General features: G+C 49.3%; 10 protein-coding genes and 2 pseudogenes. 10 read left to right on the forward strand and 2 right to left on the reverse strand.

From position 1 onward, the window contains the following. From BDD26_RS09780 to BDD26_RS09825, 9 genes and pseudogenes are all read left to right on the forward strand, one after another. On the forward strand, positions 1 to 465 hold the full coding sequence (locus BDD26_RS09780) for a phage tail protein (protein ID WP_115826435.1): 465 nt from the start codon (positions 1 to 3) through the stop codon (positions 463 to 465). Further along, positions 462 to 1,025: a hypothetical protein gene (locus BDD26_RS20120; protein WP_244922706.1), complete on the forward strand. Its 564-nt coding sequence runs from the start codon at positions 462 to 464 to the stop codon at positions 1,023 to 1,025. The genes BDD26_RS09780 and BDD26_RS20120 overlap by 4 nt, the downstream gene beginning before the upstream one ends. Positions 1,026 to 1,028: 3 nt before the next feature. Next, positions 1,029 to 1,946, forward strand: a complete 918-nt coding sequence (locus tag BDD26_RS20125) for a phage tail tape measure protein (RefSeq protein ID WP_244922707.1) — start codon at positions 1,029 to 1,031, stop codon at positions 1,944 to 1,946. 2,394 nt (positions 1,947 to 4,340) lie between these two features. Next, a complete protein-coding gene (locus tag BDD26_RS09800) occupies positions 4,341 to 4,676 on the forward strand; it encodes a phage tail protein (RefSeq protein WP_244922708.1) in 336 nt (111 codons plus the stop codon). Between the two features lie 11 nt (positions 4,677 to 4,687). Next, positions 4,688 to 5,297: pseudogene (locus BDD26_RS09805) on the forward strand (phage minor tail protein L). A gap of 2 nt (positions 5,298 to 5,299) precedes the next feature. Then, entirely contained in the window at positions 5,300 to 6,046 is a 747-nt protein-coding gene (locus tag BDD26_RS09810) for a C40 family peptidase (protein ID WP_115826437.1), read from the forward strand. Beyond that, a complete protein-coding gene (locus BDD26_RS09815) occupies positions 6,043 to 6,618 on the forward strand; it encodes a tail assembly protein (RefSeq protein ID WP_115826438.1) in 576 nt (191 codons plus the stop codon). The genes BDD26_RS09810 and BDD26_RS09815 overlap by 4 nt, the downstream gene beginning before the upstream one ends. Before the next feature lie 17 nt (positions 6,619 to 6,635). Next, positions 6,636 to 9,065, forward strand: a pseudogene (locus BDD26_RS09820) (TipJ family phage tail tip protein). Between the two features lie 328 nt (positions 9,066 to 9,393). Next, positions 9,394 to 11,787 carry an AAA family ATPase gene (locus BDD26_RS09825; protein WP_115826439.1) on the forward strand — a complete coding sequence of 798 codons (2,394 nt, stop codon included), beginning with the start codon at positions 9,394 to 9,396 and terminating at the stop codon, positions 11,785 to 11,787. Between the two features lie 209 nt (positions 11,788 to 11,996). On the opposite strand, the gene BDD26_RS09830 is transcribed toward BDD26_RS09825, so the two are convergent. Both BDD26_RS09830 and BDD26_RS09835 read right to left on the reverse strand, forming a co-directional pair. Further along, positions 11,997 to 12,422, reverse strand: coding sequence for a type II toxin-antitoxin system VapC family toxin (locus tag BDD26_RS09830; protein ID WP_115826440.1), 426 nt, complete (start codon positions 12,420 to 12,422; stop codon positions 11,997 to 11,999). Next, positions 12,422 to 12,676 (reverse strand): type II toxin-antitoxin system Phd/YefM family antitoxin, encoded by a 255-nt coding sequence (locus BDD26_RS09835; protein ID WP_010846804.1) that lies wholly within the window; start codon positions 12,674 to 12,676, stop codon positions 12,422 to 12,424. The genes BDD26_RS09830 and BDD26_RS09835 overlap by 1 nt, the downstream gene beginning before the upstream one ends. Positions 12,677 to 12,917: 241 nt before the next feature. On the opposite strand from BDD26_RS09835, the gene BDD26_RS09840 reads away from it, so the two are divergent. Beyond that, complete coding sequence (locus BDD26_RS09840; RefSeq protein WP_115826441.1) at positions 12,918 to 13,247, forward strand: SymE family type I addiction module toxin; 330 nt, start codon at positions 12,918 to 12,920, stop codon at positions 13,245 to 13,247. The last annotated feature ends 44 nt before the right edge of the window (positions 13,248 to 13,291 follow it).

The raw sequence follows: 13,291 nt of genomic DNA on the forward strand, positions 1-13,291 counted from the left end.
ATGGCAACATCCCCTGAATACGCCGTATTGCCAGCGGGTACACTCGTGAAATTTGGCAAACCCGGCGACAGCGTGGAACAGATGAAACCGCTGATTAACTGCAAGGCATTGGGTGCCACTGGGCTAACGGGCAGTTTTGTCGATTGCACCACTTTGATGGATACCAACAAACAATTTATTTCCGATATGCCGGAGGGGCCGGGAAAATCCCTCGGCTTTATTGATGATCCGGAGAACTCCGATTTTGTTTCTTTCCTGAACGCGGCTGAAAAGCGCGACACGGTGCAATTTTACATCGCCCTGCCGAATAAGCGCACCGCGACAATGGTGCTGGCACTGTCCGGTTGGGAAATGAACGACATTAACGCCCCGGCCAGTGAAGTGATCCAAATCACGGTCAAGGGCAAACAAAACAGCCTCGTCTGGGGTATCGCTGACACCAAAACAGGAGTGACCCAATCATGAAAAATCTGAAAGCCGCCTTACTCACCCCACGCCCGCAGATTAAGGCAGTGGAGCTGTTTGGCACCCAAATCAACCTGCGCCGGATGACGGCACTGGAATTACTGGAACTGGAAGAAAAAGCGGAAACGTTCAGTGATGCCGGAAACGGGCGCGACGCCTCCCGCCTGAATATCCAGATGGTGCTGGATTGTCTGGTGGATGATAAGGGGAAACCCATTGATAAGGCTGATTTGCCCACCGCCGATGAGTTAATGGCGATCCACGATAACGCCACCCTGATTGAAGCGATTCAGACCGTGAAGCGTCATGCCATCGGCACACTGGAGGAGGCCGAAAAAAAACTGACCCGCTCGCCGTGGCTGCATTTTGCTTTCACGTTAGCTGAACAGCTCGGCGAAATTGACCCCTATCGCATCCTGTCTCTGCCCGCCGCCACGCTTAACGAATGGCAGGCCTATTACCGACTGAAAAACCGCAAACAGCCAGACAATCCGCCTGTTTCGCCTCCCCGTGATACGGTTCAGGCTCAGTGTGAGGCTGTTATGAAATTATTAGGTTAAGTTATGGCTAATTTATCGACATTAACGGTCGGCTTGCTGGTCAATGCCACCGCGTTTAAATCCCAGATAATGGATGCCTATCGTTATGCTGGGCGGGAGTCTGAACGCTTTAGCGATAAATCGGTGGCAGATGCCAACAAGGTGAAAAAGAGCTATAGCTCTCTGGCCTCGGAAATCAAGTCTGTCTCCGGTCAGTTAATGATGCTGGCAGGAACGGGGTTTTCACTGAGCAGTATGATTTCCCATACCCGTCAATATGGTCAGGCATTGTCTGACCTGTCTGCCATTACGGGTGCCACGGGTGCGCAGTTAAAGAAACTGGATGAAACCGCCCAGCAGTTAGGCCGAACCACCGAATTCGGGGCAACCGGTATTGCCAATGCCCTGAAATTAATGGCCTCCGCGAAACCGGAATTGCTGAAAAACACGGCAGCGCTGACGCAGGCGACGGAAAAAGCGGTGATTCTGGCGCAGGCGTCCGGTATCGAATTACCTGAAGCCACCAAAGCACTGGCGTTATCCTTAAATCAGTTTGGGGCCGGCGCTGCGCAGGCAGATCGTTATATCAACGTACTGGCCGCCGGCGCAAAATACGGTTCTTCAGAAATTAACGAAACGGCGCAGGCTATTAAAAATGGCGGAACGGTCGCGGCACAGGCCGCGATAAGCTTTGAAGCACTGAATGCCGTGATCCAGATACTGGCGGCAGGCGGGATAAAAGGCGCAGAAGCCGGGACCGCGATCCGCAATATTATTCTGGCCCTGGAGAAATCCACCGACAAGAAACTCAGGCCTTCGGTTGTGGGACTGGGATCAGCTTTGGATCACCTTAAAAGTAAAAAAACTGTCCACAGCGGAAGCAGCGAAGCTGTTCGGGCGGGCGAATGTCAGCGCAGCGTCTCAGTTGGTCGTCGGTCGTGACAGGCTGGATGCGTTAACGCAGTCACTGACTGATACCCGGGTCGCCTATGATCAGGCATCTGAACGGGCGAATAATCTGAGCGCTGATCTGGATGTGTTAGCCAGTGCGTTTGAGGGGATGGCGATTAAAATCGGCCAGAGTGCCGATGGCCCATTGCGTAGCGGGGTGCAAAATGCCACCAGCGCGATCAATGTGTTATCCGAAAACTTTAATCTGGTGGCCAGTGTGGCACTGCATACGTTAATTCCGGTAATGGCAACGAAGCTGACAGCGGGACTGCGTGAAAATGTGGCGGCATGGCGAGCCACCGAAAAAGCCGCGCGTGATGTTGCCCGACAGCAGGCCGAAACTGCAAAACGCACGATAGAACAGGCCAATGCCACGCTGCGCTCAACGGAAGCACAGGGCAAGCATATTCAATATCTGGAAAGCACAAATCGCTTGCACGGCCTTTCCGTCAATTATTCGAAAGAAAAAAGTACCCTGATCCGGCAGGAAACTGAAGCTCTCAGATTGCAGACACAGGCCACCGGTCAACTTGCAGCGGCAAATCGCCGGCTGTCTTATGCTTACCGGGCCTTATCTGCCGCAGGGGGATTTGCCCGTGGGGCACTGGCCCTGATTGGCGGGCCATTTGGTGCCGCGATGTTGGCAGGCTCTGCTCTCTATTATTTCCATCAACGGGCACAAGAGGCTCGCGCAAGTGCAACCAATTTAAAGGATGCCGTGCTCGAAACAAAAGCGGCACTGATGCAGCTTTCAAAGGTTGAACTGTCCTCTCAGGTGCTGAAATATCGGGATGCACTGGATAAGCAAAAAAAGGAGACTGCCAAAATATGGCTGGATTTGCAGGGTAAGAAAAATATCGTTTCCGGTGTGGGATTTGGCGGTCTGTGGGCAAACAAAACGAAAGCGCAGGAAGAAGTGATACACGCAGAGGCGGAATACGAAAAAGCGCGCAAGAAACTGGAATTTCATCAGAAACAGCTTGAAGAAGCTCAGTCTGCATTAAAAGCGTTGGAAGCCGGTGAAAAGTCCAAACCCCTGCCTGATAACGCCGCTGGCAGTGGCACGGGGAATCCGTGGACAGGCAATGGTGATGATAAGAAAGCAAAAAATATTCAAATCCTGAATCAGTATCGCCAGTTGCGCTTCGATATTGAAACAGCGCACACGACCAGTTTAGGGCGCATTATCCTAAGTGAACAGGAAGTCCAGCGAAAGCTAGATGAAGTGGGTAAATCTGGCTTAGTTTCCCAACAGGAAATTCAACGTTTAACCGCTTTTAATGCTGAAAATCACCAGAAACAGCGGCTGGCACTGGTAGAAAAATATGCACCGGAAAAAGCGCTGATTCGACAGGAAAAAGCAGCCAGCGAAGAGCTGAAAGCACTGTACATCGAGCGGTTGCTCAGTGAGCAGGAATATTTATCTGCCAGCAAGGCGTTATATCAAACTTCGGTCAAAGACAAATTAGCAGAACAGGCGAAGCAAATTTCCGCCCCGCATCTGGATATGACGGGTGAGGTTGATCCCGTTGTGCAACTGCAAAATCAGCTCATAGAACAAACCGCGCTTTACGACACTTACTACCGGAACGGACTTCTCAGCAAAGAACGTCATGAGCAGTTAATAACAGCCGCTGCTCATAGTTCCAAAGACGCACAATTTGCCGCCGCAAAGGATTTATATGCATCACAAGGCGATTTCCAGAAAATGCAGATGGATCTGTTGGATGTGGTTGAGCAACGCACGGGTAACGCTTTAACCGGCATGTTGACGGGCACAAAATCATTTTCGGAATCCATGCGGGAATTGTCGGCATCATTGGCACAATCCATCATTCAGGATCTGGTACGCATTGCTATTCAGGCACTGATAACCAAAGCGATCTCCGGTTTCTTTGGCGGTGCAATGGGCGGTATGGGGGCCAGCGCATTGTCTTCAGCGGGAGGCGGCCTGTCTTCAGTCGGTTCTGGAATAACCATTACCCCGGATGTCTGGAAGAGTCCCATCATGAATGCGAAAGGTGGCGTTTATCAATCTGCGGATTTAAGTCAGTACAGCGGGCAGATTGTCAGTCAACCGACCTTGTTTGCATTTGCTAAAGGCGGTGGCGTAATGGGCGAAGCCGGACCAGAAGCTATCCTGCCGTTAAAACGGAGTACTGACGGTAAGCTGGGTGTTCAAGCTACAGGCAGTACGGGTAACCAGACCTTCAATACCGTCCATATTGTGATCCATTCCGAGGGTACTCATGACACGAAAACATCTAATGGCGCGGAGTCTGCGGGGCAGGATATCGCGAAATTTGTCGATCAACGATTCAAATTTTTACTGCATAAAAGTCTAAGTCAAGGTGGTGAACTCAGTGCGGCGATTAAAGGAGGCCGATGATGATAAAAACCTTTGATTTCCCTGCAAGGGTAGGTACAAGTGGGGAGTTTGAGCCTATTGTGCGTACCGTCCAGTTTGGTGATGGTTATAAACAGACGTCAGGCGATGGGATCAACATGCAGCGAGAAAGCTGGCCCTTGTCTTTTGTCGGGGCACAGTCTGACATACAGCCTGTCATGGATTTTTTGCGTGAACATCAGGGCTGGCGCTCATTCAAATGGCGTAATCCGTTATCTGAACTGGGGTTATATCAGGCGGGAAAATTCACTATTCAGGCCAATGGTATTTATTTCACCCTTTCCGTGACATTTACCCGCATTTATCACCCTTAAGAGGTTTTACCATGACAATCAATGCCACTCTCCAGCAACTTGAGCCGGGGAGCAAAGTCTTATTGTTTGCAGTTGACGGTTCAGCATTTGGTGGGCCAGAGCTGTATTTTCACAATCACCCTATCGGTGACACCGACCCTCAATGTGGTCAATCTGGACGGCTCGCTCAGTGCGTTATGTCTGGCTTACCAAAATATGGTGCAAGCGCGTGTCACGATCCGCATGACCTTTGCGCATTATCTGGATGCCCGTAATTTTCCCGACGGAAACCCGCAAGCCGATCCGACACAGGAGAAAATCGAGGTTTTCTACATCGACAGCAAAACGCAGGAAGATAACGAAAGCATCCAGTTCTCCCTCTCTTCCCCGGCCGATTTACAGGGGATTAAAATCCCGGCCCGGCAAATCCACAGCCTGTGTACGTGGTGTATGCGCGGACAGTACCGCCAGTCACCGTGTGGCTATACCGGCACCCGATATTTTACTGACAGAGGCAAGCCGACCAATGATCCGGCAGCGGATGCCTGCGGGGGACTTATGAGCGATTGTAAAAAACGTTTTGGTGACACGGAACAGCTGCCTTTTGGCGGCTTCCCCGGTTCAGCGTTGCTGAGGCGATAACCATGACAATCCTGCGAAAATCCACGACCCGCGCGATCATGGCGCATGCTCAGGCCACCTATCCGAATGAGTGTTGTGGGCTGATCATTCAACAGCATCGTCGGCAGCATTATCTTCCCTGCCGCAACACCGCACCGTCACCCACGGAACAGTTCCGTATTCATCCTGAGGATTATGCTGCTGCCGAAGACAAAGGTTCAATTATTGCCATTGTTCACAGCCATCCCGATGCGACGACACAGCCGAGCCAGTTGGATATCGCTCAGTGCGACCTGTCACAAATTCCTTGGGTGATTGTTTCGTGGCCAGAAGGGGATATCCGTACCCTGATGCCAATGAAAGGCATTAAACCCTTAATTGGCCGCCCGTTCGTGCACGGTATCTGGGATTGTTATGCCATCGTGCGTGATTGGTTCAGACTGGAACGGACTATTGAACTCCCTGATTTTGAACGTACCGATAGCTGGTGGGTTCGGGGCGAAAATCTGTATATGAAACATTATGCCGCTGCCGGATTTGTCGCGTGTCGCGGTGAATTACAGACAGGGGATGTGATCATTATGCAGGTGCAGGCCAATGAACCCAATCATGCTGGGATTTATCTGGGGGACGGTCTGATGCTGCACCATCTGTACGGGCAGCTCAGCAAGCGAGAACCCTATCATGGCTACTGGCAGGAACGTACCGTCATCACTTTGCGTCACTCATCCACTTCAGCGGATTTTTTGTTTAGGGGAGTCACTTCATGAACACATTACGAACAGTGCGGCTTTACGGTGTACTGGGGACTCAGTTCGGGCGAGTACATAAGCTGGCTGTCTCTACCCCGCAGGAAGCAATCCGGGCATTATCCGTGCTGATTAAAGGATTTGAACACTTCCTGCTGACTGCCAAAGAACAGGGGCTGACCTTTGCCGTGTTTAATGGAAAACGCAATATCAGCCGAGAAGAGTTGGTATTTGTCGGGCAGGACGATATTCGTATTGCCCCGATGATTATCGGTAGCAAAAATGCCGGTGTTTTTCAGACCATTCTGGGCGCGGTGATGGTGGTTGCCGGCGCGTTTTTGTGGGCGACCCCGTTTGGTGCGCCAATGGTTATGTCCGGGGTTGGCATGATGTTGGGTGGCGTGGTGCAGATGCTCTCGCCGATGCCCGGCGGGCTGGCACGGCGTGAAGATCCCGACAACAAACCCTCCTATGCTTTCGGTGGTCCGGTGAACACCGTTGCACAGGGTAACCCTGTGCCCATCGGCTACGGCAGACGCCGTATTGGTGGCGCCATCATTTCAGCGGGTATCTATGCGGAAGACCAACAATAACGTTCTGGGGATGAAATATGGAAAAGCAGCCCATTCAGGGTCATAAAGGCGGCAGCCAGCATCCGCGCACTCCGGTGGAAGCACCGGATTCCCTGCAATCCACCTCCTATACCAAGATCCTTCTTGCCCTCGGTGAAGGGGAATTTGCAGGCGAGCTGGATGGCAGGCGTATTTTTCTGGATAACACGCCGTTGATTGGTTCCGACGGCAGGCCCAATTTTGAAGGGGTCAAATGGGAATTCCGCCCCGGCACTCCCCACCAGACATATATTCCCGGTATGCCGGCGGTCGAAAATGCCCGAACCGTCAGTGCTGAACTGGCCAGCTCGTGGGTGACGACGGTCACCAATACTCAACTGTCAGCGGTCCGCCTTCGGCGGTTGACACCAAAACAGAACAGCAACCGAATCGCTGATGCCATGATGGTGGAGGCCATCACTGAGGTGATCGACGCCAAATTAAGCTACCCGGAAACGGCCCTGCTATTTGTTCAGTTTGATGCCAAACAGTTCCGCAATATCCCGCAAATCACCTGAGAACCCAAGATGCGCATTATCCGGGTGCCAACCAATTATTACCCGGAGCGCAATCGCCGTTATTATGGCAGTTGGGATGGCACCTTCAAATGGGCATGGAGCGACAATCCGGCATGGGTGCTGTATGACCTGATGATCAATGACCGCTTCAGCATCGGCACCCGGGTGAAAGCGGAAAACCTGAATCTGGCAAAGTGGGATCTGTATAGCATCGCGCAATATTGTGATCAGACGGTGTCAGATGGAGAAGGTGGCGAAGAGCCGCGTTTCACCTGCAATGTGTATATTCAGTCACAGGAAGATGCCTGGGCCGTGTTGCGTGACATTGCGGGGATCTTCCGGGGGATGACTTTCTGGGCCAATAATAACATGAACGTGCTGGCGGACATGCCGCGCGACATGGATTACCTCTTTACCTGTGCCAATGTGCGTGACGGCAAATTCACCTATTCCAGTACCAGAGAGAAAACCCATTACTCCACGGCCATGGTGAGCTGGTCCGATCCGCAGAACGGCTATCAGGATGCTATCGAACCGGTGTTTGAACACCGCCTGATACGCCGCTATGGTATTCGACAGGCCGATATCACCGCCATCGGTTGTATCAGCCAAAGTGAAGCTATCCGACGTGGCAAATGGGTGTTGCACACCAACGAACATGACCGGACAGTCAATTTCACCGTCGGACTGGAGGGCTACATTCCTTTGCCGGGTTACCTTATCGGTGTGTCGGATAATCTGCTGTCAGGGTCGGGAAGGAGCGGGCGTATTCAGGCCGTGCCGGGGCGATACATTATTACCTTGGATCGGGTGCCGTCGGCAAAAGTGGGGGACTGGCTTGTCATCAACCTGCCTTCCGGTAAAACAGGAAGGGATCTCATTACCGCGATCAACGGACAGGAGGTTTCCGTGCGTAGCGGGGGCTATGCCTATTCAGAACCACCAGAAGTGGGCGCAGTCTGGGCCATTGAATCCCGCTATATCGCAGAGCAACCCTTTCGGGTGATGGGTATCAAAGCGGGGGAGGACGGCGTGTCATTTGAGATCACGGCGGTTGAGCACAACCCTGACAAGTATGCACTTATCGACAAGGATATCCGCATTGATGAACGCCCCGTGACCATTATTCCACCCAGTGTTCAGCCGGCACCGAAGAATGTCCTTATCGACAGTTATTATTCACTGAATCAGGGCATCATCGCCACCACGTTGCGGATCACATGGGACGCCGCCGACAGTGCCGTGGCCTATGAAGCCGAATGGCGCAAAGACAACGGCAACTGGATAACGGCTCCCCGGACTACCGCACGAAGTCTTGAGGTGCCGAACGTTGATGACGGGCGCTATCAGGCGCGGGTCAGGGCGACTAATGCCGCGGCAATATCCAGTATCTGGATGAACACACAGGATACCCTGGTAGGAAACCGCAAAGTGGCTCCGTCGGCACCGCAATCCCTCCAAACCACGTCGCTACTTTTTGGTATCCGGCTGGACTGGGATTTTGCCAACCCGACGGATGTCCTGCTGAAAACGGAAATTTGCTACAACAAAAACGGTGAGGATGATGACACGATGCAGTTCGCCGATATTTCTTATCCGCAACGAACCCACACTTTGCAGGGGCTGGCGGCGGGGGAGAAGCTCTATTTTCGGGCACGGTTGGTGGACAAATCGGGCAATTCCTCGGCGTGGACGTCACTGGTCAGCGGTGTCGCGTCCAATGATACCAGCTGGATAGTAGAGGCCAGTCGGGATCATTTTTTGGACGCAGAAACCGGGCGGCACTTACAGGCGCAACTCAATGAGCAGGCCAGAACCGATGCACGTCACAAGCAGGCCATTGCGGAAAATGCACAGGCCATTGAGAAGCTTAATAACATTCTGGAGGATATTCAGCGGCGTATACGGTAATTGGTATTAGCTATCATTCGATCTGAGACTATTGCTGATCTGAGCAAAACTGAGTCTGATAGTCTGCTTTGTGCCAGAAGCGGACTTTGTTTTTGCTAATAAAATTTAAACAAGATCTAATGTGAGATCTGTTCGATTGTTTCGAGCAACTATTCGGGTTATAAGGCTTATTTGTCGTTCCAGCGATCGTTACTAATGGGGTAGTTTATTAAAAACTAGTCAATCCACAGTATTGGATTGAAAGCAGCGTTCAGGTTAGAGGGATCAGCGCACGGTTTGTAATGTGGTGCATCGTACTTTTGATTAACATGTTGCATAGGGGACTGTGATGAGCATCAGTAAGGTAGATATTGCTAACTTCGGTAGCTTTAAAGATTTCGTTTGGAAGAGCGCCGTCAGAGACCATGGCGGTGATGTTCTGAACTTCAAGCGTCTGAACATTATCTATGGTCGCAACTATTCAGGTAAGACAACACTCTCACGCATCTTCCGTACTCTACAGACTGGTATCATCCCTGACAGTTACAGTACCTCATCCTTCATCATTTCCGGTGACAAAGGTGAAGTCAATCAATCGGGCGTCTCAGCGCATAATTACGTTGTAAGAGTCTATAATCGTGATTTTGTGGATGACAACCTCAGCTTCCTTGTCAACCAAGATGGCGGTGAAATCAAGACGTTCGCTATTGTTGGTGGGAAGAACAAGGAAGTTGAAGATGCTATCACCGCGATTGAAGCCCAACTTGGTAGCGTAGAAGAAAAATCAGGGCTTAAGCATGAGTTAGAGATAAAACGCCTTGAACGAGATCGCGCAAAAGAAAATTACAAAAAAGGCAATGATACTCTGACTGATAAGCTAAGAACTAAAGCAAAGTCTCTAAAAGAAAATAAGGACTACGTCCCTGAGGTATATACAATTCGAAATATTCAATCTGACATCGAAAAAACCAATAAGCCTAATTTCAAAAAACTATCACAAAAAGAATCCAAAGCGAAAGCAGACTTATTAAAACAAGAAGTACTTCCCGAAATTACCGACAAGGTTTCTATCAAACTAAAATTAAACTCTCTTGTTAATACTGTTGAAGAGCTTCTACAGCGAACGATTAAACCTACTCAGGCAATTCAAGAACTACTAGATGACCGTATTCTTCAGTTATGGGTTAAAGAGGGGATGCCCCTTCACAGAGACAAGCACGATACATGTGCATTCTGTCGCCAAAAACTTCCACATGATATTTGGCAAATTCTGGATTCGCACTTCAGCAAAGAATCAATTGAACTCGAATCAGAGATTGATTTGTCTATTGCTTCTGTTGATTCTGAAATTAGGCGAATTCCAACATTCCTAAGCCTAACAAGCGACAAGTTTTATTCTGAAGAAAAGTCAGCATTTGATATCAGCAAAAAAACTTTGGATGGTTGTTTGGAGGTGTACAAGCGAGATTTGGAATCACTCAAATTAGCACTTCACAAGAGAAAGAATAGTCTCTTTCAGCTCGTAGTTCTCCCGATAGTCAATCATGATGCCATACTTATTGAGCAGCAAGTTGAACGCATCAACGAACTAATTGAGCGGAGCAACCGTCGCTCCAAGACATTGGATAAAGATAAGATTAATGCGCGTGAGACACTCCGTTTATCAGATGTGGCATCTTTTGTTTCTACGATTGGCTACGATGCAGAAATGATTCGCATTACTGAATTGAAGACTACTTCTGACATATCAAATGCAGCTTTTGTTGCTGCTGAAAATGAGATCATTAGGTTAGAGAGTGAAGTCACTGCCCTGCGCAGAGAACAGAAAGATGAGCGAAAAGGTGCTGATCGTGTCAATGCACTTTTGAATCACTTCTTTGGTCATGATGGCATCAAGCTTGAAGCTCAAGATAATCACGATAAAACTGCTGTTAAGTTTCAGATCATGCGAGATGGCAAGTCTGCATATAACCTAAGTGAAGGTGAGTGCAGCTTGATTGCATTTTGCTACTTCATTGCCAAGTTGGAAGAACCTGAAAGTAAAGATAGAGAACTCATCATCTACATTGATGATCCAGTCTCAAGCTTAGATGGCAATCACATCTTCTTTATGTTCAGCTTGATCGAGAGTTTAATTGCCAAACCAATCAAGAATAACGACGGCTCAAACCGCTATCGGTATAAACAGCTTTTCATCTCAACTCATAATCTTGATTTCTTGAAGTATCTTAAGAAAATTTCACTTCCAAATGAGAAAAATCATGGTGGTCATCAACACTTCATGATTGAAAGGAATGGAGCCTCGAGTAATATTTCGTTGATGCCCACTTACCTTAAAGATTACATCACCGAGTTCAATTATCTTTTTCATCAAATCTACAAATGCCGTGATCAAGAAATTGTAAATACTAATTACGAACCATTTTACTCATTTGGAAACAATTTAAGGAAATTCCTTGAAGCATTTCTTTTTTACAAATACCCCTATCATGATGATAAGAATGATGCCTTTGAAAGGATCAAAAAGTTCTTTGGGGATGACGACACTGCAATAGCTCTTGCTAATCGCCTGAACAATGAGCTATCTCACTTGGAATCAATTTTTGATCGAAGCATCAAGCCAATAGAAATTCCTGAAATTCCAAAGCTCGCGAACTATGTATTAGACAAGATTTACACATCGGACCCTGACCAATACAATTCATTGCTAAAGAGTATAGGTGAGCCCGAGCGCACTACTTAAAATAGAGCTTATTCTAACATATCATGGCTAAGCTATTACTCATCAATACTATGCCAATTTTGGCGCTCAAGTTTCGTTGAGATTCTTAGCCGCCTTCATTGTGGCTCGTTATCGTAGGTGCTAAGTCCGCTTTTCGCACTTAACCGACAGTCAGATGTATCTATGCCCTGCCATAGGGCACCATCAGGTTAAGTCGCAGCTAATACACATTATGAGTTCGGCTCCCACGGATTGAGGATTGTAACCCCTGTCGGCTGAAAATCGGCTACGTTACGCGTGACTACCGTCATACTATGCACAAGCGCTGTCGCTGCAATCAGTGCATCACGCTCGCTGGCGCGGTCAGGGACGTGCAACTGGGCGCAGCGTTGCGCCACAGCGGTATCAACGGGTAATGTGCGTTCGGCGAATTCCGGCAGGACATGTTGTTCCAGCCACGCCCGCAGCAGGGTTCCTTGCGTGGCATCCTTACGCTCAATCAACAGAATGCCAAGCTCTAACTCCATGATGGTAATGGCGGAGACAAAGAGAGCGGCCGCATCGACACTTTCAGCCCATTTCGCCACGTTTGGATCGGCCTTCCCGGCCCGAATTTTTCGCAGTTCGGACACAACGTTGGTATCGAGTACGTACATTATGAGAAATCCGCCGGGCGGGTTTCGATAGTCACGCGCTGTGGTTCAAACTCAATATCCGCAACCCCCGGCATCGCCAATGAATCAGCAATATTGCGATGCTGTTTGGTCAGCAGCCGGTATTCCTCAATGCTCAACAGCACATGCGCTGGCTTGCCGCGATCGGTGATAAAGACGGGACCGTTCTTGGTGGCTTTCTTTGCACGGGTCACATCCTGATTCAGTTCCCGGCTGGAGAGGGTCGTGATGGTCATGGCGGCATCTCCTGTTTGAATTTACGATATAGGAACATTACTACAATATAGATAATAGTGCAAATAGTGTACGCAATTTCATTCCTGTCACTATTTTGCGAGCCGCTTTGCAAAGGTCATTTTTGCCAGTGGTATGTTATTTGAGCGGAGGATAGAGTAGGTGGTGATATTTCGACGCGGCTTTACCGTGCTACCAACACGATAAAACCGCTAACCACAACAACTAACGAGAATAGTTATTATGGCTGACGCGCATTCTACTGCAGGCATCTGTATTTACAAAATTTCCCAACCCGAACGTTATCAGAAAGTGGTTTACCGCCCCAAGGGGCTTAACCGCACGACCCCGGCCATCAACTTAAGCGGAAAATGGTTGCTGGAAGCGGGATTTTCCATCAATGATCCCTTAAAAATCAGAGTGATGCCTGGCTGTCTGATCATCACCAGCCAAAATTTTCATGCACTCTGGCACTGCTTAAAAAGCCTGAATGAAGGTGAATGGGATGATATCGCCGTGGCACACTGGTTGGGGCAATTCCCCGGAAAATTGACGAAAAAACTACCGAGATAAACGCATAATACCCTGTTTTATCAATAAAAACGTATATTGAACGT

The sequence above is a fragment of the Xenorhabdus cabanillasii genome, from assembly GCF_003386665.1.
Lineage (GTDB): Bacteria > Pseudomonadota > Gammaproteobacteria > Enterobacterales > Enterobacteriaceae > Xenorhabdus > Xenorhabdus cabanillasii.